We start from the raw sequence: 23,036 nt of genomic DNA, 5'->3' as shown, positions 1-23,036 counted from the left end.
ATGCAATCCGACCAATGGGGAGCCCGGCCCGAACGCATCAGGCCGGGCCGGCGCCTCATCGGTTGGCGAAGTACATCGTCACTTCAAAGCCGATACGCAGGTCGGTGTACGCGGGTTTAGTCCACATGGGTCTTTCCTCTTCTTGTACCGGGCGATTCCGGCAGGTTCATTAATGCACGGGGCGACCAGGGCTCGAATGCTACTTTCGAAGCAGTGGGTGGGGTGCGTTGGTATTACAGGAACAGCGAGACTCCGTGGCGAGGGAGCTTGCTCCCGCTGGGCTGCACAGCAGCCCCACTTGAGCAGCCACACCATCAATATGGGCCTGAAAAAAAGGGCCGCTACGCGGCCCAGCGGGAGCAAGCTCCCTCGCCACAGGAGTCACTCGGTCAGTACTTCGGGGGTCAGAAAAACCCCAGCGGATTCACGTCATAGCTCACCAACAGATTCTTGGTCTGCTGGTAATGGTCGAGCATCATCTTGTGGGTTTCACGCCCGACGCCGGATTTCTTGTAGCCACCGAACGCCGCATGCGCCGGGTACAGGTGGTAGCAGTTGGTCCAGACGCGACCGGCCTTGATCGCCCGGCCCATGCGGTAGGCGCGGTTGATGTCGCGGGTCCAGAGGCCGGCACCGAGGCCAAACTCGGTGTCGTTGGCGATCGCCAGGGCTTCGGCTTCGTCCTTGAAAGTGGTCACGCCCACCACCGGCCCGAAGATCTCTTCCTGGAACACGCGCATCTTGTTGTGGCCCTTGAGCAAGGTCGGCTGGATGTAATAGCCGCTCGACAAGTCTCCTTCAAGGCATTCGGCCGCGCCGCCGGTAAGCAGTTCGGCGCCCTCTTGCCGGGCGATGTCCAGGTACGAAAGGATTTTGTCGTATTGCTGCTGGGACGCTTGGGCACCGACCATGGTCTCGGTGTCCAGCGGGTTGCCGCGCTTGATCTTGGCGATTTTCTTCATGACCTCGGCCATGAACGGCGCATAGATCGATTCCTGCACCAAGGCACGGGATGGGCAGGTGCAGACTTCTCCCTGGTTGAAGAATGCCAGCACCAGGCCTTCCGCCGCTTTCTCAATGAACGCCGGCTCGGCTTGCATGATGTCTTCGAAGAAGATATTCGGCGACTTGCCGCCCAGTTCCACGGTGGACGGGATGATGTTCTCGGCCGCGCACTTCATGATGTGCGAACCCACCGGTGTGGAGCCGGTGAAGGCAATCTTGGCGATGCGCTTGCTGGTGGCCAGGGCCTCACCGGCCTCGCGGCCAAAACCATGGACGATGTTCAACACGCCGGCCGGCAGCAGATCGGCGATCAGCTCGACGAACACCGTGATCGACAGCGGCGTCTGCTCCGCCGGCTTGAGCACGATGCAGTTACCGGCGGCCAGGGCCGGGGCGAGTTTCCAGGCGGCCATCAGCAGCGGGAAATTCCACGGGATAATCTGCCCGACCACGCCCAGCGGCTCGTGGAAATGGTAAGCGGTGGTCAACTCGTTGATCTCGGCGGCCCCGCCCTCTTGCGCGCGAATGCAGCCGGCAAAGTAGCGAAAATGGTCGGCTGACAACGGTACGTCGGCGTTGAGGGTTTCGCGCACGGCCTTGCCGTTGTCCCAGGTCTCGCTGACCGCCAGGATTTCCAGGTGCTGTTCGATGCGGTCAGCGATTTTCAGCAGTATCAGGGAGCGGTCCTGGACTGACGTCTTGCCCCAGGCATCGGCGGCGGCATGGGCCGCGTCCAGGGCCTTGTCAATGTCAGCGGCGCTGGAGCGCGGAAACTCGCCGATGACTTCGCCATTGACCGGGGAAGTGTTGGTGAAATACTCGCCGTGGACCGGCGCGACGAACTCGCCGCCGATGAAATTGCCATAGCGCGGTTTGAAGGAAACGACGGCGCCTGGGGTTCCGGGTTGTGCGTAGATCATGATGGGCCTCTGCCTGGTCGATGCCTGTCGCGGGACAGGCGATAGGCCGATGGTAGAGAGCCCCGCGCGGTGGACGAATGCGTCATTGGCAGGGGGCTCTCTCGTTATTTGGTCGTAGGTTTCAAGCAATAAGCGCAAGTTCAAGGCCGGCGCAGGCCCTTGTGGCGAGGGAGCTTGCTCCCGCTGGAGTGCGCAGCACTCCCCGCTTTTGGCGGCTGCTGCGCAGCCGAGCGGGAGCAAGCTCCCTCGCCACGGTTCTCGGCAAGGTTTTAGCGCTTGGCGACAAGTTCCTTCGGCAACTTGAAGGTCCAGAGCATGCCGCCCTGGTTGAAGTCCTTCACGCGCTTGGCCACTTCACCGCCCCACAGCGGCACCGCACCGCCCCAACCCGAGACCACGGAGACGTACTGTTCGCCGTCCATTTCCCAGGTGATCGGCGAGCCCAGCACGCCGGAGCCGGTCTGGAATTCCCAGACCTTTTCCCCAGTCTTGGCGTTGAACGCCTGCAAGAACCCTTCAGGCGTACCGGTGAACACCAGATTGCCCCTGGTGGTCAGCACCCCGCCCCACAGCGGCGCGAAGTTCTTGTGGCGCCACACTTCCTTGCCGGTTTTCGGGTCTATGGCCCGCAGCACGCCGATGTAATCCTCGTTCAGCGGCTTGATGGTGAACCCGGCGCCGAGAAACGCCGCGCCTTTCTTGTAGGCGATGCCTTCGTTCCAGATGTCCATGCCCCACTCGTTGGATGGCACGTAGAACAGGCCGGTGTCCTGGTTGTAGGCCATCGGCATCCAGTTCTTCGCGCCGAGGAATGCCGGAGCGACGAAGACTGAGCTGCCCTTGGCCTCGCTGCCCGGCGCACCCGGACGGCTGGCCTCGTTGTAAATCGGACGGCCATCCTTGTCCAGGCCAGTGGCCCAGGTGATCTTGTCGACGAATGGGAAGCCGCGGATGAACTTGCCGTTGGTGCGGTCGAGCACGTAGAAGAAGCCGTTACGGTCGGCGGTCGCCGCCGCCTTGATGTCCTTGCCGCCGTCCTTGTAGTTGAACGAGATCAGCTCGTTGACGCCGTCATAGTCCCAACCGTCATGGGGCGTGCTCTGGAAGTGCCATTTGATGGTGCCATCGTCCGGGTTCAGGGCCAGGCGCGACGACGAATAAAGGTTGTCGCCAGGGCGCAGGTGGGAGTTCCACGGTGCCGGGTTGCCGGTGCCGAACAGCAGCAGGTTGGTCTCCGGGTCGTAGTAGCCGCCCAGCCAAGGCGCGGCGCCGCCGGTTTTCCAGAGATCGCCCGGCCAGGTCTTGCCCGCCTCGCCGCCGGAAATACCGTTCTCCACGGCCTTGCCGTCCTTGTAGACGTAGCCCATGTGGCCTTCAACGGTCGGCCGGGTCCACAGCAACGCACCATTTTTCGGATCGAATGCGGTGATCTGGCCGACCACGCCGAATTCGCCCCCCGCCACCCCGGTGATGAGCTTGCCATTCACAACCATGGGCGCGGCGCTGATGGAATAGCCTTCCTTGTGGTCGGCGACCTTCTTGCTCCACACCACTTTGCCGGTGTCCTTGTTCAGGGCCACCAGCTTGGCGTCCAGCGTGCCGAAGAACACCAGGTCGCCATACAACGCCACGCCCCGGTTGATCACGTCGCAGCAAGGGCGGATGTCATCGGGCAAGCGCGCGTCGTATTGCCAGAGCTTCCTGCCGGTGCGCGCATCCACCGCAAACACCCGAGAGTAGGAGCCGGTGAGGTACATCACCCCGTCCTTGATCATGGGCTGGGCCTGTTGCCCGCGCTGCTTTTCACCGCCGAAAGAGAACGCCCAGACCGGACGCAGGTCCTTGATGTTATCGACATTGAGGGCATCGAGCGGGCTGTAGCGCTGGCCCTGCACGCCCAGGCCGTTGGTCACGACCTGCTGCGGATTCTTCGGGTCCTGGAGAATTTCCTGGTCGGTCACGGCGGCCAAGGCCGAGCCGGACAGCAGCATGGCACTGAGCAGCAGGCTTATGGCGAAGGGCTGGCGACGTGCGGGATGAATCATGGCGGCTACCTCTGCGGTTATTGTTATACCCGGGAAAATTTCCCGGTCTGTCGCAGATTCTTGGGCCGGGGGCCGCCGCCAACAATTGCCCGCTGTGTTGAGTTTTCTAGTTCCTTGGTACAGGCCAGCAAACTGTGGCGAGGGGATTTATCCCCGCTGGGGCGCGAAGCGGCCCTTAAGCTTGATAACTCGATATGCCAGATAGATCCAAGGGGCCGCTACGCAGCCCAGCGGGGATAAATCCCCTCGCCACAGGGTATGAGATCAGTCAGGGTTTTGGGTATCCACCCGCGTCATCCCCGCCCGCTCATAACGCGGGTAAAGATGACTGACGCTGCGGATCAACTCATACCGGCTCAAGCTGATCCCGGCGAAGCGCTCGGGGATGGGGCTGCGGATCATTTCGGCCATGTCGTCGCCCCGGGCGGCGCCCTCGCGCATCAGTTGATCGAGCCAGCCCAGGTAATCGTGCATCTGTGCGAAAGGCCGGGCGTCGATGGCCACCGGGCCGTGGCCGGGGACGATCTGCTTCCAGGGCAGCGCCTGCAGCGTATTCAGATCGTTGAGCCAGATATCCAGGCCGGGGCTGTTCGGGGTGGTCAGGGCCCGTTCATAAAACACCAAATCACCGGCAAACAGCACGCCGGTGGTTTCATCGAGGATCGCCAGGTCCGCCCCGGTGTGCCCGGCCAACGCAAGCAGGCGCAGCGAGTGATCGCCGACCTTCAGCGTACCGGGGCTCAGCGCCTGGGTCGGCAAAACCACTTCGGTGCCGCGCATCCAGTCGCCCACCAGCCGGTACATGTTTTCCGCCATCGCATCGCCCTGCTGTCGCAGCAGGTCGGCGGTGCCCGCCAGCGCACCAATAGGCACGCCGTTGAAGGCCTGGTTGCCCAGCACATGATCGGGGTGATGGTGGGTCAGCAGCACCTGGATCACCGGTTTGTCCGTCGCCGCCGCGATGGCCTGGCGCAGCGCCTCGCCGTAACGCTTGGACGGGCCGGTGTCGATGACCACCACCCCGACGTCGGTGACGATGAACGCCGTGTTGACGATGTTGCCACCGTTGGCCTTGGCGAAATTATCCGTGCTGCCTTCCAGCAGCCAGGTGCCCTCGGCGATCTGCCGGGGCTTGAGGGAATAATCGGAGGACCACGCCGGCAAGCACAGTCCAAGACAGATCAGCAACAACCAGCGCATGGCGCGCTCCTTGTGGTCAGGGAATGGCCGCCTCGAATTCGTTGCCGCTGTTGTCTCGCAGCACCAGGCGGGTCTGTCCCGGGCCTTGGATGTCGAAGCCCAGGTTGGGGTTTTCACTGACCGCCGGGAACAGCTCCAGGCGCGCCAGCAGCTTGCCGTCAGCGTCCAACAGTTGCGCCTGGTTGAGGAAAAACTCAGGGATGCCGCTCACCAGGCCGTTGTCCATGGGATGGGCTATCTGCAAGCGCAGGCGATTCGAGTCCCCACGCGGGTAGCGCCCGCCCAGCACTTCGCCCAGGTGTTCTTCCCAACCCGGTTGGGTGCGCACCACGCTGGGCGCCGTGCAACCACCACCGGCCGCGTCGATCAAGGCCGAGCCAACGTGCCACAGGCCGTCGCGAGTCTGTACGGCGGCACGTAACGGCGTGGCCTGCTCGATACGAATGCGGATCGACAGCCACGGCAGCACCCGCTCCGAAGGTTGGAAGTCGACGATTTTCGGCAGTGGGTTGAGCTCGGCCCACGCCAGCACTCGTACGACATCGCCGGTGAACGCCCTGGCATCGATTTCCAGCGGCACCTGCCGCGCATCTTCGGCAAAAGGTGGCGCCAGCAGCCGCACCCGGTCGTCGAAAACGAACGGTGCGTCAGACAGCAATTGCTTGTGATAGAAGGCCCACATCACCGATGGCACCGGGTCCTTTCCCGGCTCGATTGCGCTCACCATCAATGGCAGCCAGCCCAACAGCAGCCCCAACACACGCCAGTTCATCCTGCGCTCCTATTGGTACATTTGCGGTACTTCGTAGCGCAGGCCATAGCGGGCATACACCGCCTTGAGGCTGCCGTCGCGAATCAACCCTTCCAGCGCCTCCTCCACCGCATAGGCCAGCTGACGGTTGCTTTCATGCACCGCCATGCCGATCTCCCAGCGCTGCTTACCCATGTTCGGATAAGCGTTTTCAGCGAGGGCCAACTGCGAGTCGGCAGCCTGATGTACTTGCCAGTCGATCTCGCCGCGCATCGCCATGACCGCATCGACTTCGCCGGCCTGCATGGCCCCGAAGGCTTTGGCAACGCTGGGGTAATGGCGGGTCTTGGCACTGAGCATGCCGTTGAACACCGAGGTCAGGTAGAACGATGGCACGCTGTCGACTTCGACGCCGATGGGGTGCCGCTGGAACACCGCGACACTGCCCACCGACGCCAATCGACGGCGGTCATACGCCACCTGCCAGCACTCCTGCTGATATGGCCCGAACATCACGACCTGGGCGTTTTCCCGTTCGCCAATGTCGTTGCGCCGCTGCACATAGTCGTGATCGTACGGCACTCGCATCATCAGGTCGGCCAGTCGCCGGTCGTGCAGCGGACTGCTGCGCCAGATGTAGTCGCGCAGGTCATCGTCAAGCTTTTCGCCAGGCGGCGCCCACATCAGTTTCAGCCGCACGCCCATGGCCTTGGCCAAGGCCTGGGCCAATTCAACGTCGACGCCCCTGGGCTGGCCCTGGTCTTCGAAACTGTAGGGGGCAAAGTCCTTGTAGACCGCGACCTTCAATTCGCCGTCGGCGATCATCTGGTCATAACCGCGGACCTGCGCCTGCACCGCCGAGCCCCACAGCAACAGGCTGCACATCACCCAGGCGAACAGGCGCATGGCGGTCACTCCTCGACGTGTACGCTGTCCAGATAGGTCCGCACCGCCCACAGCGCTTCCTGGCTCAGGTAGTCGGCCATCTTCGGCATATAGACCCGGCCGTCGCGCACCGCGCCATGGCGCACCCGTTCGACGAACCATTCGTCACCGGCTTCGGCGGCATCGAGCATGCGCAAGTCCGGGGCGATCCCGCCGGACTTGGCTTCCAGGCCATGGCAGGCCGCGCAGTTCTGGTTGTACGCCGATGCGCCGATTTCGACGGCTTTGTCCCGTTCGGGAGCATTGCGATAGGGGTTTTGCGAGGCCCAGCCATCGGCATCCAACGGCAGGTTGGTGTCTTTGATCGGGGTCAGTCCCTGGGTTTCCACTGCCTGGGGCACTACGTTGCCATGGGCCCATGCGGAGCCTGCGCCGGTCAGCCCCATCAGCAATGCGGTAGCGATGATGGCGTTGCGTTTTGTTGTCATTGTTATGCCCTCGAAATTGCACGCAAGACCTCTTCGCAGAGGCCGTGCCGTCATCTTAGGAACCGTCTGCCGCCAACCGAATGCTGCTTTGGTGGTCGCGGTCTAGTTCCTTGGTAGCAGGCCATCCGACGCTAGTCGCAAAGACAGGCGCCCTGGGAAGTTTTCCCGGCGAGGGCGGGACTTTTTCCGTATCGGACCAGGGGGGCGAGACCCGACCCTAGTCAGGCCAAAACCTCACTGGGAATCCCACCATGACAATAAAAACGCTCCCTGCCCTCTCGTCCCTGACCGTTGCCTTGCTGCTGGCCGGCAGCCTGTCCCTGGGCCCACAGGCCAACGCCGCCGTTACCTGGGAAGACATCGCCAACGATCACCTGACCACCCAGGACGTGTTGCAATACGGCATGGGCACCAACGCCCAGCGCTGGAGCCCGCTGGCCCAGGTCAACGACAAGAACGTCTTCAAGCTGACCCCGGCCTGGTCCTATTCCTTCGGCGACGAGAAGCAACGCGGCCAGGAATCCCAGGCCATCGTCAGCGACGGCGTGGTCTACGTCACCGGCTCGTACTCACGGGTGTTCGCCCTCGACGCCAGGACCGGCAAGCGCCTGTGGACCTACAACCACCGCCTGCCGGACAACATCCGCCCATGCTGCGACGTGGTTAACCGGGGCGCGGCCATCTATGGCGACAAGATCTACTTCGGCACGCTGGACGCCCGGGTCGTCGCCTTGGACAAAAACACTGGCAAGGTGGTGTGGAACAAGAAGTTCGGCGATCACGCCGGCGGCTACACCATGACCGGCGCCCCGGTGCTGATCAAGGACAAGACCAGCGGCAAGGTTTTGCTGATCCATGGCAGCTCCGGCGACGAGTTCGGCGTGGTCGGGCAATTGTTCGCCCGCGATCCGGACACCGGTGAAGAAGTCTGGATGCGCCCCTTCGTCGAAGGCCACATGGGGCGGCTAAACGGCAAGGACAGCACCCCGACCGGCGACGTCAAGGCGCCGTCCTGGCCCGACGACAAGACCACCGAGACCGGCAAGGTCGAGGCCTGGAGCCACGGCGGCGGCGCGCCTTGGCAAAGCGCCAGTTTCGATCCCGAGACGAACACCATCATCGTCGGCGCGGGCAACCCCGGCCCGTGGAACACCTGGGCGCGCACGGCGAAGGACGGCAATCCCCACGATTACGACAGCCTCTACACCTCCGGGCAGGTAGGCGTCGACCCCAGCACCGGTGAAGTGAAATGGTTCTACCAGCACACGCCCAACGATGCCTGGGACTTTTCCGGCAACAACGAACTGGTGCTGTTCGACTACAAGGACAAGGACGGCAAAATGGTCAAGGCCACCGCCCACGCCGACCGCAACGGCTTCTTCTACGTGGTGGACCGCAACAACGGCAAACTGCAGAACGCCTTTCCCTTTGTCGACAACATTACCTGGGCCAGCCACATCGACCTGAAGACTGGCCGCCCGGTGGAAAACCCTGGCCAGCGTCCGGCCAAGCCATTGCCCGGTGAAACCAAGGGCAAGCCGGTGGAAGTCTCACCGCCATTCCTCGGTGGCAAGAACTGGAATCCCATGGCCTACAGCCAGGACACCGGGCTGTTCTACGTACCGGGCAACCAGTGGAAAGAGGAGTACTGGACCGAGGAAGTCAGCTACAAGAAAGGCTCGGCTTACCTGGGCATGGGCTTTCGAATCAAGCGCATGTATGACGACCACGTCGGCAGCCTGCGAGCCATGAACCCCACCACCGGCAAGGTGGTGTGGGAGCACAAGGAGCCTCTGCCACTGTGGGCCGGTGTGCTGGCGACCAAGGGCAACCTGGTGTTCACCGGTACTGGCGATGGCTTCTTCAAGGCCTTCGACGCGACAACCGGCAAAGAGCTGTGGAAGTTCCAGACCGGCAGCGGCATCGTGTCCCCGCCCGTCACTTGGGAGCAGGACGGCGAGCAATACATCGGCGTGACCGTTGGCTACGGCGGCGCCGTACCGTTGTGGGGCGGAGACATGGCCGAACTGACCAAGCCGGTGGCCCAGGGCGGTTCGTTCTGGGTGTTCAAGATTCCGAGTTGGGATAAGGCGACGGCGCAGAAATAACCTGAACCCAACTGGGTCCTGACCCACACCACCCCCTGTGGGAGCGAGCTTGCTCGCGATAGCGCAGTATCAGTCAACATCAATGCCGGCTGAACCACCGCCATCGCGAGCAAGCTCGCTCCCACAGTCAACATCGAGTTCCTGCCATGAAATTTTTGCCATTACTGCTTCTATTCATCGGCGCCGTTGCCCATGCCGATGACCCCGACACCCCACTGACCCTAAACGGCTGCCTCATTGCCGAATCCAGCCAATGCCCCGGCGCTAACCTGCGGGGCGCCCACCTGGCCAACCAGGACCTGCGCAAGATGAACCTCGCCGGCGCGGATCTGCGCGACGCCGACCTGCGCCATGCCCGGCTGGACCTGGCGAATCTAGAGAAGGCCCAGCTACAGGGCGCCAACCTGAGTCGCGCGAGCCTGCAACAAAGCAACCTTCGCCTGGCGGACTTCAGCGATGCCACGCTCAAGGCGATCCAGGGCTGGGGGCTGTTTGCCCAGGGCGCGCAGTTTCAGCGAGCCGACCTGACGGCCGCCTATCTCCAGTTCGCCCGCTTGTCCGGCGCCCGCCTGCACGACGCCAACCTGCAAGCCGCCGACCTGGAAATGGCCTGGCTGAGCAAAGCCGACCTCAAGGGCGCCGACTTGCGCGATGCCAACCTGCAAGAGGTCAAACTGGGCGAAAGCAACCTGGAACAGGCCAACCTGACGGGCTCGCGGCAGCACTATGGGAATTTCCAGGATGCGAATATGCAGGGGTGTGTCGGATGCCCAACGTCTTGGGAACAATGAAGCTCCCGTGGCGAGGGAGCTTGCTCCCGCTGGGGTGCGAAGCAGCCCCAATTTGTACGACTCAATTAACCTGACACACCGAGGCGCCGGCCTTGGGGGCGCTTCGCACCCCAGCGGGAGCAAGCTCCCTCGCCACAATTGGCCGGCATTTCAAGTCAGGGACTCACCCAGCCACCCGCACCACCCCCATATCGATCCCCAAATGCACCAACTCGGCATGGGAACTGACCTGCAACTTACTCTTGAGCAACGTCAGGTGGTTGGACACGGTCTTGGCGCTGATGCATAGCTGTTCGGCAATGGTGCGCGCGGGAGTGCCATTGGCGAGCATGACGAAGATCTCCAGCTCGCGCTGGGTCATCGATTGCAGGCGTGGATCGCTGTCGTGGCGGGTGGTGGCGCAGGCCAACTGAGTGGCCAGGGCCTGCTCGATGTAGGCATGGCCGGCCAGCACTCGCCGTACCGCCTCGATCAATACCTGCGGCGCCGAATTCTTGGTCAGGTAGCCCGCAGCGCCCGCGTCCAACGCCTGGCGAACCAACGGCAACTCGTCGTGCATGCTGAAGAACAGCACCCGCAGTTGCGGCAAGCGTTGACGCAGGCGCCGGGTGGTTTCCAGCCCGCTGATCCCCGGCAGGCCGAAGTCCATGATCACCAGGTTCGGCACTTGTTCCTGCACCTGGCTCAACGCCTCTTCGCCGCAGGCCGCTTCGCGCACCTGCAGCTGTGGCATCAAAGCCCGCAACAAGCTGGCGTAGCCCTGCCGAACCACGGCATGGTCGTCCACCAACAAAATGTTCATGAGGCCTCCAAGGGAATATTCAAGGCCAGCGCCCAACCCGCCCCGGGCCGGCTGATGATGCGCAGCTCACCACCAAGGCTGCGCGCCCGTTCCGCCATGGAATGCAGGCCCACGCCGGCCCGGGAGGGCTGCTGGGCACCGCGTCCGTTATCGCGCACCCATAGCCGCAGGCGACCGGCGCGGTGCTGCATGCGGATCCGCACCTGGCTGGCGTCGGCATGCCGTGCGATGTTGGTCAGCGCTTCCTGCAACAGGCGGTACAACTGAGCCTTGTCCGATGCGGCCAATGGCGGCGGTGCTCCATCGACCCGTAACTGACAGGCGATGCCGTGACTGTCCTGCCATTGCCGGGCCAACAATTCAATGGCCTCACCCAGCGGCAGATGCTGGAGCACGACCGGATACAAGTCGTTGACCAAGGCGCGAAAGCCTTGCTGCAAATGATCGCAGTGTTCTTCCAATTCGTTGGCGGTCTGCTCCAGCACGGGCGGCTGATGAATCACCAGGCGCAACAAACAGGCCCTCGCGCGAATACCTGCCACGTACTGGCCCAAATCGTCGTGCAAGGTTTGCGCGAGGGACCTGCGCTCCTGCTCCTGGACGGCCAGCAACGCCTGGGTCAGCCGCGCATTGTCGGCCCGAGTCTGGCCCAGGGCGGCGGTCATGCGGTTGAAATGCGCCGCCAATTGCTGGGCTTCCGATAGGCCCTCGGGCCGCAGATGCACTTGCAGGTCGCCGCTGGACACCTGGTGCAACGCCTGTAGCAATTCGTCCAGCAGGCGCATGCCCCGGCGCACCGCCCAGCGGATCGCCAGCAGGCTGAGCAGCAACGCCGTCGCGCAAACGCCAAGCAACTGCACCAGGGAGTCAAAGATTTCATCGACTTCGTCACCGGGGTCGACGGCAATCCAGGCCCGACGACCGTCCTGCAACTCGACGATTTGGGCGGCAGGCCCTTGGGCCAGGAGTCGACGCCCCAACCAGGCGTTCAAGCCAGGCTCCTGTGCCGGCACGTTTTCGCCGGGCGCCAACCAGCGCACCCGAACGTGACGCAGGCTGCCGGTGAGCCGCAACTGGAGGCTGGCCGGGTCGCGCTGGGCAGTCTCGCGCAGGTAATGCACCACCGACTCGGCCGATTGCAGTTCGCGTCGCACATCCACCGTGGCCTGGTGTAACAGCAGCGTTGCGCAGGCCAGGGTGACCAGGGCGAAGAACGCCGTGACCCAGAGGTTGATGCGCCAGAGGGCAGACATGGTCAGTGCTCCGCCCCCTGTCTCGCACCGATCCCCGGTGGGAGCGCGCCTGCTCGCGATAGCGGTGGTTCAGCCAGCCTCAAGATTGGACGTGCCGCCGCCATCGCGAGCAGGCTCGCTCCCACAGGGGCCGTGGCGCGTCGATCCACGCCGATCAAGCTCAGGATCAGTAACAACGGCAACAGCAGCGTCTTGAGTACCCGCATGACCTGTCCGCTCCCCTGATGAATGACAATTGGAAGCATCCTAAGACCCCGGCGCGCGGACCGAGCTACTACCTTGGTACTGGCCCAGCGGTACTTTCTGCATATTTCCCCGGCATCACGGCCTTCCTATGCTGGCGCTACCTGCAATGGAGGACGTCATGCGCTGGCTTGTCAGTTACGCCCTGATCTACCTGTTGGCCGCATCGACCGCTCAGGCCAGCGATGCCGCGCCGTTGCAGGTGCGCATCGGCTACCTGGGTTACCGTCCCGACCCCGGGCCGCTGCTGTCCAACGTCATCGCTGAACCCACCGATGCCGGATTGCGCGGCGCCGAACTGGCGATCATCGACAGCAACAGCACCGGGCGATTTCTCAAGCACGACTACCGTCTAGAAAGCGCTAACGTCGACAATTCCCAAGCACTGCTGGAGGCCGCCCGTGCCCAGCATGAACAGGGCCTGCGTTTGTTCGTGGTGAATGCGCCAGGCGAAAGCCTACGCCAGCTCAGCGCCGCCCTGCCCGACAGCCTGCTCTTCAACGCCGGCAGCCCCGACGACAGCCTGCGCACCAGCGGCTGCCTGAGCAACGTGCTGCACACCCTGCCCGACCGCGCAACACTGGCCGACGCCTTGATCCAGTTCAGCGTCGTGCGCAAATGGCAGCGGGCCTTGCTGATCGTCGGCCAGACACCCGAAGACCAGGCCTACGCCGCTGCATTGCGCCGGGCCATGAAACGCTTCGGCATGAAGATCGTCGCCGAGAAACCTTGGCAGTTCGATAACGACCAGCGCCGCAGCGCCCAGGCCGATATGCCGCTGTTCACCCAGGCCGCCGAGTACGACGTGGTGCTGGTAGCCGATGAGCGCGGCGACTTCGGCGAATACGTGCCCTATCAGACCTGGCTCCCGCGCCCGGTCGCAGGGACCCAGGGACTGACGCCCACCGGTTGGCACAAGACCGTCGAGACATACGGCGCGGCGCAGTTGCAAAAGCGCTTCGAAGCCTTGGCCGGCCGCTGGATGAACGACCGCGACTTCGCCGCCTGGATCGCCGTGCGCAGTATCGCCGCCGCCGTGAGCAAGCTGCGCCAGGACGAGCCATTCGCCATTCGCCAACTGGCCCTCGGCGACGCGCTGCCGCTGGATGGATTCAAGGGCCGCAAGCTCAGCTACCGGCCCTGGAATGGTCAACTGCGCCAACCGATTCCCCTGGTTCAGCCTCGCGCCTTGGTCAGCACGTCGCCCCAGGACGGTTTTCTCCACCCGTCCAACGAAATGGACAGCCTGGGCTTCGACCGGCCCGAAGTGAGCTGTCGCTACCCCTGATCGATCACAACAATAAGGAAAACGCCATGCGCCGCCCCCTGCTCAACCCGGCTCTGCTTTGCCAAGCCCTCGCCCTGGGCGCCTCGCTGCTCCTTGCCGGTCCCGCTGCCGCCAGTATCGCCTGGGTCTCCAACGAAAAAGACAACAGCCTCAGCCTGATCGACCTGCAGAGCCTGGAAGTCGTCGATACCTTGCCGGTAGGCCAGCGCCCGCGAGGCTTGTTGTTGTCCCATGACAACCGCCTGCTGTACATCTGCGCCAGCGATTCGGACCGCGTCCAGGTGATGGACGTCGCCACTCGCAAGATCATCAAGGAGCTGCCTTCCGGCAAGGACCCGGAGCAATTCGCCCTGCACCCCAACGACCGCTGGCTCTACGTTTCCAACGAGGACGATGCGCTGGTCACAGTGATCGACACCCAGACCTCCGAAGTGCTGGGCCAGATCGGCGTCGGCGTCGAGCCCGAAGGCATGGCCGTCAGCCCCGACGGCAAGTGGGCGGTCAACACCAGCGAAACCACCAACATGCTGCACTGGATCGACACCAGCACCCAGACCCTGGCCGACAACACCTTGGTGGACCAACGGCCGCGTTTCGTCGAATTCAATCGCGACGGCACGCAACTCTGGGCCTCGGCGGAGATCGGCGGGACGCTGACCATCCTCGACGTTGCCTCGCGCCAGGTGCTCAAGACTCTGACCTTCCAGATCAAGGGCGTGCACCCGGACAAGGTGCAGCCAGTGGGCATCAAGCTCAGCGCCGACGGCAAGCTGGCATTCGTCGCCCTGGGCCCGGCTAACCATGTGGCAGTGATCGATGCCAAGACTTTCGAAGTGCTGGATTACCTGCTGGTGGGCCGACGCGTCTGGCAGCTGGCGTTCACCCCGGACCAGAAGCAACTGCTGGCAACCAATGGAGTCAGCGGCGACGTCTCGGTGATCGACGTGCAGAGCCGCAAGGTGCTCAAGTCGGTGAAAGTCGGCCGCTATCCCTGGGGCGTGGTGGTGACGCCATGAACGCCTTGGAGGTCAGCGACCTGAGTTTCGCCTATGGTGCGCGGCAAGCCCTGCGCCAGATCAGCTTCAGCGTACCGGCCGGACGCTTCGCCGCCCTCCTCGGACCGAACGGCGCTGGGAAGTCGACGCTGATTGCGCTGCTGACGCGCCTGTACGATGTTCAGCGCGGCGAGATCCGCGTCGGCGGTCATTCATTGCGCACGTCACCGCACCAGGCGTTGCGCCAGTTGGGCGTGGTGTTCCAGCAAAGCACGCTCGACCTGGACCTGAGCGTCGAGCAGAACCTGCGTTATCACCTCGCGCTGCATGGCTTTTGCCGGCGCCAGGCCGATGCCCGGATTGAAGCCGAACTGGCCCGCCAGCAGTTGACCGAACGACGTCACGAGCGGGTGCGCCACCTCAATGGCGGACACCGGCGCCGGGTGGAAATCGCCCGGGCCCTGCTCCACGAACCGCGCTTGCTGCTGCTGGACGAGCCGAGCGTCGGGCTCGATCCGGCCAGCCGCCAGGCTTTGGGGCAACACATTCGCCAACTGTGTCGCGAACAGGACATCAGTGTGCTCTGGGCCACGCACCTGCTGGACGAAGTGCAGCCCAGTGATGACCTGCTGATCGTGCATCAGGGCCGGCTGGTCGCCAGCGGACGGGCCGAGGACGTGAGCGAGGAACACGGCGGCAGTCTCGGCTCGGCCTTTCATCGATTGACCGCCTCGGGAGTTGCCGCATGAACGCGTATTGGCAATGTTTCCTTGGCGTCGTGATGCGCGAATGGCTGCGCTTCGTCTTGCAACGCACGCGATTGCTCAGCGCACTGGTGCGACCGTTGTTGTGGCTGCTGGTGTTCGCCGCCGGCTTCCGGGCGGCGCTGGGCATCGCCATCATCGCGCCCTACGACACTTACATCCCCTATGAGGTGTACATCGTGCCGGGGCTGGCCTGCATGATCCTGTTGTTCAATGGCATGCAAGGCTCGCTGTCGATGGTCTATGACCGCGAAATGGGCAGCATGCGCGTCCTGCTGACCAGCCCCCTGCCCCGGGCCTTTTTGCTGGCGAGCAAATTGCTCGCAACCTCGCTGATCTCGCTCTTGCAGGTCTACGCCTTCCTCGCCATCGCCTGGCTCTACGGTGTCCAGCCGCCAGCCATGGGCGTGCTGCTGGCATTGCCGGCCTTGCTTTTGGTGGCGCTGATGCTCAGTGCCCTGGGCCTGTTGTTGTCCAACGCGATCCGCCAGCTGGAGAACTTCGCCGGGGTGATGAACTTCGTCATCTTCCCGATGTTTTTCCTGTCTTCGGCGCTGTACCCGTTGTGGAAAATGCTCGAAGCCAGCCCCTGGTTGTACTGGCTGTGCGCGGTGAACCCCTTCACCCATGGCGTGGAGCTGGTGCGGTTCGCGTTGTATGGGCAATTCAACCTGGTGGCGATGGCGGTGTGCGTGGCGTTGACGCTGGTGTTCGCAGCGCTGGCGGTGTGGACATTCAATCCGCAGCATGCGGCGTTGCGCAGGGCCAGCTGACCCTTAAATACCCACAGAAATAGGAATTTACTACTTTAGTACCGGTTTTCCTGTCTATGGTCGCATTCACAAGACCTCGACCCTGGCATGTAATGGGCGCATAACAAAAAGGATAAATCCCATGCCCCGTTTGCTGGCCATCGTCTTGCTGGGCCTGTCGCTGAATGTCGCCCAGGCCGACACTGCGTTGTTTTCGGCGCAGGGCTATCGCATTACCCAATACCGCAGCCCCACGCCCGCCTCCGCCCAGGGCGCGCAAACCGTCGACACCGAAGGCTTGCAGCGCCTGCTTGGGCAAACGCCCGCCCCGGTGTTGATCGACGTGTACCGTCGTCCATGGGTCCAGGGGCGCTTCATCGACACCGAGCCCCACGCCAACCTCCCCGGCAGCCTATGGCTGGCCAATACGGGCGATGGTGAGCTGGAGGCGAACTGGCAGGATTACTTCACATCCCACCTGCGCAAGGCCACCGACGGGCGCCTGGACCAACCCTTGGTCTTTTACTGTCGCTCCGATTGCTGGTTGAGCTGGAACGCGGTAAAACGCGCCGCGTCCATGGGCTATAAACATTTGTATTGGTACCGCGACGGCGTCGACGCCTGGGAGGCGGCCAACCTGCCCTTGCAAGCGGCCCGCCCCGAACCTTTTCCCTGACGCAGCGCCCTGCGTGCAATTGCCCCAACACGACAATAACGAGGTGAATGGCCATGTATAAAATCCTGATAGCCGACGATCACCCACTGTTTCGCGAAGCCATCCACAACGTCATCAGCGACGGGTTCGCCGGTAGCGAGGTGATGGAAACCGCCGACCTGGACAGCGCCCTGGCGCTGACCCGCGAACACGACGACCTGGACCTGATCCTGCTGGACCTGAACATGCCCGGCATGCACGGCCTCAACGGCCTGATCAACCTGCGCAACGAAGCGCCGACCATCCCCGTGGTGATCGTGTCCGCCGAACAGGACAAGCAAATCGTTCTGCAGGCCATCACCTATGGCGCGGTGGGTTTCATCACCAAGTCTTCACCTCGCTCGCAAATGACCGACGCCATCGAGCAGATCCTCAATGGCAACGTGTACTTGCCGCCGGACATCATCCGCACCCAGAAGAGCCCCACGGGCCGACGGTTGAACGAAACCCCGGCGTTCCCGCCCGAACTGCTCCAGGCCCTGACGCGCAAGCAACTGCTGGTACTCGAACGCATGACCAAGGGCGAGTCGAACAAGCAGATCGCCTACACGCTGGACATCGCCGAAACCACGGTCAAGGCCCACGTCTCGGCGATCCTGCGCAAGCTCAACGTGCATAACCGGGTGCAGGCGATTCTCAGCGCGGGGGATATTGATTTCGGGGCGTACCTACGCCGCTAGGTCAGTGGCGTGAGATTACTGTGGCGAGGGGATTCATCCCCGCTGGGCTGCGAAGCGGCCCCAAAACCTGACAACTCGGTACATCAGGAAGAGTCACGGGGCCGCTTCGCGCCCCAACGGGGATGAATCCCCTCGCCACAACAGCGTTCGGCTCAAGAGACCGGGGCCTGGCCCAACAAGTGACTCATCGCAATCTTCAGTTTCATCGGCCGCACCGGCTTGTGCATCAGTGTGTGCCCAAGCTCGCGGATCTGCTGTTTGAGTTCATTGCTGTAATTGGCGGTGATCATCATGGCCGGGATCGGTGAGGCACGGCAGGCGTTGATCCGGGCCACGGCGTCCACGCCGTTCTGGTCGTGATCCAGGTGGTAATCGGCGATCAGCAGGTCGGCTTCGGCACGGTAGCCGTCCACTTGCCGCGCCAGGTCCTGTTCCGACAGCGCAGTCACCACGAGGCAGCCCCAACCTTCGAGCAAGGTACGCATGCCGGCGCAGATCGCTCCATCATTGTCCAGCACCCAGACCCGCGCCCCGCGCAGGCGTTCAAGCATGGGCTCGCTCATGTCCAGGCACGGCAGCGGCTTGGGCGCGGTGGCGCTGAGGGGCACCTCAATGGCGAATACCGAGCCTTTGCCCGGCCATGAGCGCACCCGGATCCGGTGCCCAAGTATCCTGGCGATCTTCTCGACAATCGCCAGCCCCAGGCCCAAGCCTCGATCCTGGTCCGGACGCTGGACATCACCGCGCTTGAACTCCTGGAAAATCTCCTCCAGGCGATCCTGGGCGATGCCGATGCCAGAATCCCAGACCTCGATCGAAACACGATTGCCAAGGCGTCGGCATCCCAGCAGAACCCGCCCGTTCGGGGTGTAGCGCAGCGCATTGCTCAGCAGGTTCCGCAGGATCCGCGCCAACAGTTGGATGTCACTGCGCACCAGCACCGAACAAGGTACGAAACACAATTCAAGACCCTCGCTGCGCGCCACTTGGCGATATTCGGCCGCCAGGTTGTCGAGTAACTCACTCAAGGCGAACGGCGCCACGTCGGCCTTGATCACGCCGGCATCGAGCTTGGAGATATCCACCAGGGTGCCCAACAGGTTTTCCACGTCCTGCAGCGAATTGCTCACGTTGCGCACGAGGTGCGCGTTCGCCACCGGCTCGCGGCGCTCCAGCAAGGCGCTGGTGAACAGCCGCGCGGCGTTCAACGGTTGCAGCAGGTCATGGCTGACCGCCGCGAGGAATTTGGTTTTTGACAGGTTGGCCCGCTCGGCCTCGCGCTTGGCTTCACGCAAGCGCAGTTCCACCCGGCTGCGCTCATCGATCTCGCGCAGCAACTGGTCGTTGAGGCTGGTCAGTTCAGCGGTGCGCTCCTGCACGCGCTGCTCCAGGTTTTGATAGGCCTGGTGCAACGCCTCGGCGGTGCGACGGCGCTCGGTGATGTCGCGGATCAGCACGAAGATCCCCACCACCTCGCCGTTGGCCAGCACATTGGGCACATAGGAGCGCAGCATGTAGCGCTCCTGGTTGTTGATGTTGGTCTCGGCGAATTCGAACGTCACGCTCTCGCCCGCCAGCGCCCGGGCCACGTAGGCTTCCAAGCGCTGATAGTGCTGCTCGCTGTGGGCTTCTCGCAGGCTCTGGCCGAGCATCACGCCACGGGGCCAGCAATACCATTGCTCGTAGACCTTGTTGGTGAACTCATAGACCAGATCGGCGTTGAGATAGGCGATCAGCGCCGGAACGTGGTCGGTGATCAGGCGGATCCAGCGCTCGCTCTCGCTCAACGCCTCGGCGTGCTGGTAGCGCTCGGTGATGTCGGTGAAGGTGTTGACGTAGCCACCGGTGGGCAGTGGATGGGTGCGGATCTCCAGGACTCGGCCATCGGACAGCCGTTGCTCACACTCCTGGATCAGCCGGCCATTGCCATCGCGACTGGTCGGTGTGAGCAGTTGCAGCTCGCTGTCGGCGATGACCTCGTTGAATAGCCGATGGGCCGCTACCGGTGCCAGGCCACTGAGCTCCAGGAAGCGCCGGTTCCACAGTTCCAGCACGCCTTGAGCGTTGACCATCGCCACGCCCTGGGACAGGTTGTCCACGGCGCGCTGCAACAGATGGGATTTCTGCGCGATGGCCTGTTCCCGGCGCACGGTTTCACTGAGTTTGACGTCGGTGATATCGGTGAAGAGAATCACCCGGCCGCCTTCCTGGGTCGGCCGTTCACTGACTTGCAGCCAGCGCCCGTTCTGCAATCGGTACAGCACCGGTTCGTCGGGCTGGCCGCGGGTTTCTTCGCTGAACAAGCCGTTGGCGGTCATCAAACGCTTGACCTCGGCAAGGCGCATCCCCGCGATGATCCTCACCCGGCTGTGGGCCCAGAACGCCTTGAAACGGCTGTTGAACAGGACGATGCGCTGTTGCGCGTCGAACAGCACGAAGGCATCGGAAATACTCTCTATCGCGTCGATCAAATGCCGATGGGCCGTTTCCGCCCGCAACCGCGCTTCGCCGAGCAAATGGTTGCCGGCCTTCAACTCGGCCATGGCTTGGTTCAAGGCGTCGGTACGCTCACGCACCTGTTCGGCCAGCACCACCGAATGCTGGAAGGCTGCGTATGGGTCGCTGCCGCGCGTCACGCCGGATTCCACCCGCTCGATCAGCGCTTCATTGATGCGCCGCAGCTTGCGGTTCTCATGCTCCAGAGCGGCGAGCTGCGCCTGCAGTTCAGCGATGGTCGGGGACGCGATGGCGGGCAATGGCAACTCCGGTGAACGTCTGGTTGATGTGCATGCCATTGAATTGCTCTCCATAGGTGTTGAACCCCATCACCCGATGTTCACGCAGGAACTGGCCGATCTGTTCCAGGCCGTCGCGATCTTCCAGCTCCAGGCGTCGAAGGAAACAGTCGCAGCCCAGGGTCAGCAGCAAGTCCCCGAGGCGCGCCTGCAAACCATCGAACAGATCTTGCAGGTTGTGCAGCAACGGCCCCGGGCTCATGGCGGTGAGGACGATGCCGTTCTCCACCGCGCAATAGAAACTCAGGCTCAGGTCCGAATGGACCTGCTGGATCGCTCGCACGTAGTACTGGTCGTTGATGCGCACGGCCAATGGATGGGCAGCGAAGACCCGGTAATCCAGCGCGTTTACCGGCACGCCAATGTGCCGTGCGTATTCTTCGGCCGCAGGCTCGGCGTTTAGCTCGTAGACCCTGCGCGTGGCGCTGTCGGCGCCGGTCACCACCAGTTTTTCCTGCCGGGGCAGGATGTGGTGGGTGGTAAACACTTCGAACTCCAGCCAAGTATTGATCAACACCACCACGGCCGCGCCGCTGTGGAATTGACCTTCAAAGTAGACGTGGGTGTGGGTCAGGTAATTGTCATCCCCGGCCGAGCCGCCGAAATGCGGGATGTCCCCCAGGGCGGCGCTCAAGGCTGCCAGCACCATCTCCTCGCGGCTGGACAAACCGTCGAGCAAGGTCAAGGCGAAGCTGTGGCCCTTGATCGGCGCCAAGGCGTTGCTGCGGCAACCACTGGCAAGGCGCTCGACCATCTGCTGGGCATCGATCAGGCTGAAGTGCTCCATTTCGCCGATCAGTTCGGCAGCGATGGAAAAATGCCGGTGGTCGAAACCCACCGCCGTCACGCAGTTGCGCCCGTAACCTTGTGGCGTGATTTCCCCCGCGCTGGTGCATCCCACCAGCCGGATCCCGCCAAAGCTGCGCGAAAGCGCGTGGCCCAAGGCCGGCAGATTGTATTCGGCGGAACAGAAAAACAGCACGAACCCCAGGTACGGGTGCAACAACTGTCGCGCCAGCTCCTGGGCCACTTGCTCGACGTCCGTTGCCTGGGACATGGCGCTGACCACGCCCTCGCTCTGGGCCTGCTGCATCTGCGCCTCCGACGGTGCGTGATAGAGCCTTGAGTGTACGAATCGACGCCCGGCCCACGAATGCTACTTGGGTAGCGGATGGACGCTTCCATGGGATGAGAACCGTGGCGGCCCCAGCCGCGATGCGCACGGTTGGGGCCGCCAAGAAAACCTTGTTCACGTGGATCGCTTCTGTGGCGAGGGAGCTTGCCCCCTCGCCCGGGGTTGAGTAGTCCTTACCAGGTCAACACCGCCCCCACCGCGAAGGTATCGGTGTCTTCGTTCTGCGCGCTGGTGTCATGGCCGTTGATTTCGAACTGGTTGTATTCGGCGACGAGCTTGAGGTTATCGTTGATGTCGTGGAACAGCGCGACACCGCGAGTCTCATAGTCGGCGCCGCTGCCGACCACGCCATTTCCGTCGTCCTCGGTCTTGCCATAGGACAGCGCCAGGCGGTTCTTGCCCAGCTTGTAGGAGCCCTGCAAGAGGTAGCCCTTGCTGTCGACATTGCGCAACGTGGCCTCGCCGGCATTGTTTGTGAAGAACGGGTTGATACCCTTGGCCTGAAACCCCGAGCCGGTGAGCGACAGCCCACCCATCTTCGCCTGCACCCCATAACCCAAACCTTTGGACGTGACCGACTCGACGCTGGAATCGGTGTTGTCGGAGGTCTGGTAGCTGCCGTTCAGCCAGCTGTAGATCTTCGCTGCGCCCAGGTCGAACTGATAAGTAACCTCGCTCTCTGTGCGAGGGTTCTCCTGGTAGGCCTTGCCGGTGGCGCTGTTGTCGTTGGTGTCCACCGGGTCCATGATGCCCACCGCCACGCGCAACCCGTCCATCACGGGGGTGCGATAGGTGATTTGCGACGTCGGGAACGGGTACGGATAACCGCTGCCGATATTGCCGAACGAGACGCCGCCGCCGTCCACCAGCCCCAAGGTGTCGCTGACCTGGCCATAACCGGCCAGCAGCTCATCGAGCAGGATGTTGGAACGGGCGAACAGGCCGAAGTCCTTGCCGATCAGCACTTCGCCCCACTCCGGGTTGGCGACGGTGCCGTAGAACTGGCGCACGTCGATGGCAGTGTCGGTGCCGTTGGTTTCGCTGTCGTTGATGGTCACCCAGAACGACGCCCGGGCGCCGAGCTTGAGGTCATCGACCTGCTTGCCCATGTTGAAGCCCAGGTAGTTGGGCAAGAAGCCCATCTTGACCCGCGACTGGCGGCGGTCGAACTGTTCGCCGGCACGGTCCACGTCGCTGTTGACGTAGAAAGCGTTGATGTAGCCGTCGGTGGAAAAGGTCGTCTGGTCCTTGTCGTACAGCATGATTTCAGCGTGGGCCCAAGGCATCGGGGCGAGGGTCGAGAGGCCTGCGATGACCGCAGGCAAAAAACGCAGGCAGGTATTTTTATTGTTGTGCATGGCGCGCTCCGCAACAGGGGACGGGATGTCGGAGGCGATTATCGAAAGGCACCCGGGCGCGTC

Annotated in this window: 20 protein-coding genes; 8 read left to right on the top strand and 12 right to left on the bottom strand. The window is 63.1% G+C overall.

The features are described 5' to 3' along the window. Positions 1 to 55 precede the first annotated feature (55 nt). The 7 genes from pqqA to pedF all read right to left on the bottom strand — a co-directional run bounded on the left by pqqA (position 56) and on the right by pedF (position 7,294). A complete protein-coding gene (pqqA, locus tag ACLK1G_RS02110; protein ID WP_003243383.1) occupies positions 56 to 127 on the bottom strand; it encodes a pyrroloquinoline quinone precursor peptide PqqA in 72 nt (23 codons plus the stop codon). 277 nt (positions 128 to 404) lie between these two features. Beyond that, on the bottom strand, positions 405 to 1,925 hold the full coding sequence (gene exaC / locus ACLK1G_RS02105; RefSeq protein WP_420763895.1) for an acetaldehyde dehydrogenase ExaC: 1,521 nt from the start codon (positions 1,923 to 1,925) through the stop codon (positions 405 to 407). 269 nt (positions 1,926 to 2,194) lie between these two features. Beyond that, positions 2,195 to 3,970: a PQQ-dependent methanol/ethanol family dehydrogenase gene (locus ACLK1G_RS02100; protein WP_420763894.1), complete on the bottom strand. Its 1,776-nt coding sequence runs from the start codon at positions 3,968 to 3,970 to the stop codon at positions 2,195 to 2,197. 264 nt (positions 3,971 to 4,234) lie between these two features. Next, a complete protein-coding gene (locus tag ACLK1G_RS02095; RefSeq protein ID WP_420763893.1) occupies positions 4,235 to 5,170 on the bottom strand; it encodes a quinoprotein relay system zinc metallohydrolase 1 in 936 nt (311 codons plus the stop codon). 16 nt (positions 5,171 to 5,186) lie between these two features. Then, positions 5,187 to 5,942: a quinoprotein dehydrogenase-associated SoxYZ-like carrier gene (locus ACLK1G_RS02090; RefSeq protein WP_420763892.1), complete on the bottom strand. Its 756-nt coding sequence runs from the start codon at positions 5,940 to 5,942 to the stop codon at positions 5,187 to 5,189. 9 nt (positions 5,943 to 5,951) lie between these two features. Then, positions 5,952 to 6,827 (bottom strand): substrate-binding periplasmic protein, encoded by an 876-nt coding sequence (locus ACLK1G_RS02085; RefSeq protein WP_420763891.1) that lies wholly within the window; start codon positions 6,825 to 6,827, stop codon positions 5,952 to 5,954. A gap of 5 nt (positions 6,828 to 6,832) precedes the next feature. After that, positions 6,833 to 7,294: a cytochrome c-550 PedF gene (pedF, locus tag ACLK1G_RS02080; RefSeq protein ID WP_420763890.1), complete on the bottom strand. Its 462-nt coding sequence runs from the start codon at positions 7,292 to 7,294 to the stop codon at positions 6,833 to 6,835. 251 nt (positions 7,295 to 7,545) lie between these two features. Between pedF and exaA the strand changes: the two genes are divergently transcribed. Beyond that, a complete protein-coding gene (gene exaA, locus ACLK1G_RS02075) occupies positions 7,546 to 9,402 on the top strand; it encodes a quinoprotein ethanol dehydrogenase (protein WP_420763889.1) in 1,857 nt (618 codons plus the stop codon). Between the two features lie 146 nt (positions 9,403 to 9,548). Continuing rightward, entirely contained in the window at positions 9,549 to 10,193 is a 645-nt protein-coding gene (locus ACLK1G_RS02070) for a pentapeptide repeat-containing protein (protein WP_420763888.1), read from the top strand. Positions 10,194 to 10,356: 163 nt separating this feature from the next. Here ACLK1G_RS02070 and ACLK1G_RS02065 read toward each other — a convergent pair whose 3' ends face one another. Next, positions 10,357 to 10,995 (bottom strand): response regulator, encoded by a 639-nt coding sequence (locus ACLK1G_RS02065; RefSeq protein WP_420763887.1) that lies wholly within the window; start codon positions 10,993 to 10,995, stop codon positions 10,357 to 10,359. Further along, on the bottom strand, positions 10,992 to 12,248 hold the full coding sequence (locus ACLK1G_RS02060; protein WP_420763886.1) for a HAMP domain-containing sensor histidine kinase: 1,257 nt from the start codon (positions 12,246 to 12,248) through the stop codon (positions 10,992 to 10,994). The genes ACLK1G_RS02065 and ACLK1G_RS02060 overlap by 4 nt, the downstream gene beginning before the upstream one ends. 364 nt (positions 12,249 to 12,612) lie before the next feature. Here ACLK1G_RS02060 and ACLK1G_RS02055 point away from each other — a divergent pair, with 364 nt between their 5' ends. The 6 genes from ACLK1G_RS02055 to ACLK1G_RS02030 all read left to right on the top strand — a co-directional run bounded on the left by ACLK1G_RS02055 (position 12,613) and on the right by ACLK1G_RS02030 (position 17,685). After that, positions 12,613 to 13,779 (top strand): ABC transporter substrate-binding protein, encoded by a 1,167-nt coding sequence (locus ACLK1G_RS02055; RefSeq protein ID WP_420763885.1) that lies wholly within the window; start codon positions 12,613 to 12,615, stop codon positions 13,777 to 13,779. Positions 13,780 to 13,805: 26 nt separating this feature from the next. Further along, on the top strand, positions 13,806 to 14,795 hold the full coding sequence (locus tag ACLK1G_RS02050; RefSeq protein ID WP_420763884.1) for a YVTN family beta-propeller repeat protein: 990 nt from the start codon (positions 13,806 to 13,808) through the stop codon (positions 14,793 to 14,795). Further along, a complete protein-coding gene (locus tag ACLK1G_RS02045; RefSeq protein ID WP_420763883.1) occupies positions 14,792 to 15,523 on the top strand; it encodes an ABC transporter ATP-binding protein in 732 nt (243 codons plus the stop codon). The genes ACLK1G_RS02050 and ACLK1G_RS02045 overlap by 4 nt, the downstream gene beginning before the upstream one ends. Then, complete coding sequence (locus ACLK1G_RS02040; RefSeq protein WP_420763882.1) at positions 15,520 to 16,311, top strand: ABC transporter permease; 792 nt, start codon at positions 15,520 to 15,522, stop codon at positions 16,309 to 16,311. Before ACLK1G_RS02045 ends, ACLK1G_RS02040 begins: the two co-directional genes overlap by 4 nt. A 121-nt stretch (positions 16,312 to 16,432) precedes the next feature. Then, complete coding sequence (locus ACLK1G_RS02035) at positions 16,433 to 16,966, top strand: PQQ-dependent catabolism-associated CXXCW motif protein (RefSeq protein WP_420763881.1); 534 nt, start codon at positions 16,433 to 16,435, stop codon at positions 16,964 to 16,966. Between the two features lie 53 nt (positions 16,967 to 17,019). Next, complete coding sequence (locus tag ACLK1G_RS02030; protein ID WP_039588789.1) at positions 17,020 to 17,685, top strand: response regulator transcription factor; 666 nt, start codon at positions 17,020 to 17,022, stop codon at positions 17,683 to 17,685. Positions 17,686 to 17,837: 152 nt separating this feature from the next. On the opposite strand, the gene nahK is transcribed toward ACLK1G_RS02030, so the two are convergent. From nahK to ACLK1G_RS02015, 3 genes are all read right to left on the bottom strand, one after another. After that, positions 17,838 to 20,480 carry a hybrid sensor histidine kinase/response regulator NahK/ErcS' gene (gene nahK / locus ACLK1G_RS02025; RefSeq protein WP_420763880.1) on the bottom strand — a complete coding sequence of 881 codons (2,643 nt, stop codon included), beginning with the start codon at positions 20,478 to 20,480 and terminating at the stop codon, positions 17,838 to 17,840. Continuing rightward, positions 20,410 to 21,573, bottom strand: coding sequence for a nitric oxide-sensing protein NosP (nosP, locus tag ACLK1G_RS02020; protein WP_420763879.1), 1,164 nt, complete (start codon positions 21,571 to 21,573; stop codon positions 20,410 to 20,412). The genes nahK and nosP overlap by 71 nt, the downstream gene beginning before the upstream one ends. Positions 21,574 to 21,788: 215 nt before the next feature. Beyond that, positions 21,789 to 22,973: a porin gene (locus ACLK1G_RS02015; RefSeq protein WP_420763878.1), complete on the bottom strand. Its 1,185-nt coding sequence runs from the start codon at positions 22,971 to 22,973 to the stop codon at positions 21,789 to 21,791. Positions 22,974 to 23,036: the final 63 nt, after the last annotated feature.

The organism is Pseudomonas algeriensis, assembly GCF_048847255.1.
Classification (GTDB): Bacteria; Pseudomonadota; Gammaproteobacteria; order Pseudomonadales; family Pseudomonadaceae; genus Aquipseudomonas.
Note: the sequence above shows the minus strand (reverse complement) of the source record. Positions and strands in the feature narration are given on the sequence as shown.

What these genes read in the sequence shown, in the direction of transcription:
- pedF (WP_420763890.1), bottom strand. Translation starts at nt 7,294, where the DNA reads ATGACAACAAAACGCAACGCCATCATCGCTACCGCATTGCTGATGGGG.
- ACLK1G_RS02050 (WP_420763884.1), top strand. Translation starts at nt 13,806, where the DNA reads ATGCGCCGCCCCCTGCTCAACCCGGCTCTGCTTTGCCAAGCCCTCGCC.
- ACLK1G_RS02040 (WP_420763882.1), top strand. Translation starts at nt 15,520, where the DNA reads ATGAACGCGTATTGGCAATGTTTCCTTGGCGTCGTGATGCGCGAATGG.
- ACLK1G_RS02085 (WP_420763891.1), bottom strand. Translation starts at nt 6,827, where the DNA reads ATGCGCCTGTTCGCCTGGGTGATGTGCAGCCTGTTGCTGTGGGGCTCG.
- ACLK1G_RS02035 (WP_420763881.1), top strand. Translation starts at nt 16,433, where the DNA reads ATGCCCCGTTTGCTGGCCATCGTCTTGCTGGGCCTGTCGCTGAATGTC.
- ACLK1G_RS02090 (WP_420763892.1), bottom strand. Translation starts at nt 5,942, where the DNA reads ATGAACTGGCGTGTGTTGGGGCTGCTGTTGGGCTGGCTGCCATTGATG.
- ACLK1G_RS02070 (WP_420763888.1), top strand. Translation starts at nt 9,549, where the DNA reads ATGAAATTTTTGCCATTACTGCTTCTATTCATCGGCGCCGTTGCCCAT.
- ACLK1G_RS02030 (WP_039588789.1), top strand. Translation starts at nt 17,020, where the DNA reads ATGTATAAAATCCTGATAGCCGACGATCACCCACTGTTTCGCGAAGCC.
- ACLK1G_RS02055 (WP_420763885.1), top strand. Translation starts at nt 12,613, where the DNA reads ATGCGCTGGCTTGTCAGTTACGCCCTGATCTACCTGTTGGCCGCATCG.
- ACLK1G_RS02100 (WP_420763894.1), bottom strand. Translation starts at nt 3,970, where the DNA reads ATGATTCATCCCGCACGTCGCCAGCCCTTCGCCATAAGCCTGCTGCTC.
- ACLK1G_RS02045 (WP_420763883.1), top strand. Translation starts at nt 14,792, where the DNA reads ATGAACGCCTTGGAGGTCAGCGACCTGAGTTTCGCCTATGGTGCGCGG.
- exaC (WP_420763895.1), bottom strand. Translation starts at nt 1,925, where the DNA reads ATGATCTACGCACAACCCGGAACCCCAGGCGCCGTCGTTTCCTTCAAA.
- ACLK1G_RS02015 (WP_420763878.1), bottom strand. Translation starts at nt 22,973, where the DNA reads ATGCACAACAATAAAAATACCTGCCTGCGTTTTTTGCCTGCGGTCATC.
- ACLK1G_RS02065 (WP_420763887.1), bottom strand. Translation starts at nt 10,995, where the DNA reads ATGAACATTTTGTTGGTGGACGACCATGCCGTGGTTCGGCAGGGCTAC.
- ACLK1G_RS02095 (WP_420763893.1), bottom strand. Translation starts at nt 5,170, where the DNA reads ATGCGCTGGTTGTTGCTGATCTGTCTTGGACTGTGCTTGCCGGCGTGG.
- nahK (WP_420763880.1), bottom strand. Translation starts at nt 20,480, where the DNA reads ATGGCATGCACATCAACCAGACGTTCACCGGAGTTGCCATTGCCCGCC.
- exaA (WP_420763889.1), top strand. Translation starts at nt 7,546, where the DNA reads ATGACAATAAAAACGCTCCCTGCCCTCTCGTCCCTGACCGTTGCCTTG.
- nosP (WP_420763879.1), bottom strand. Translation starts at nt 21,573, where the DNA reads ATGCAGCAGGCCCAGAGCGAGGGCGTGGTCAGCGCCATGTCCCAGGCA.
- ACLK1G_RS02060 (WP_420763886.1), bottom strand. Translation starts at nt 12,248, where the DNA reads ATGTCTGCCCTCTGGCGCATCAACCTCTGGGTCACGGCGTTCTTCGCC.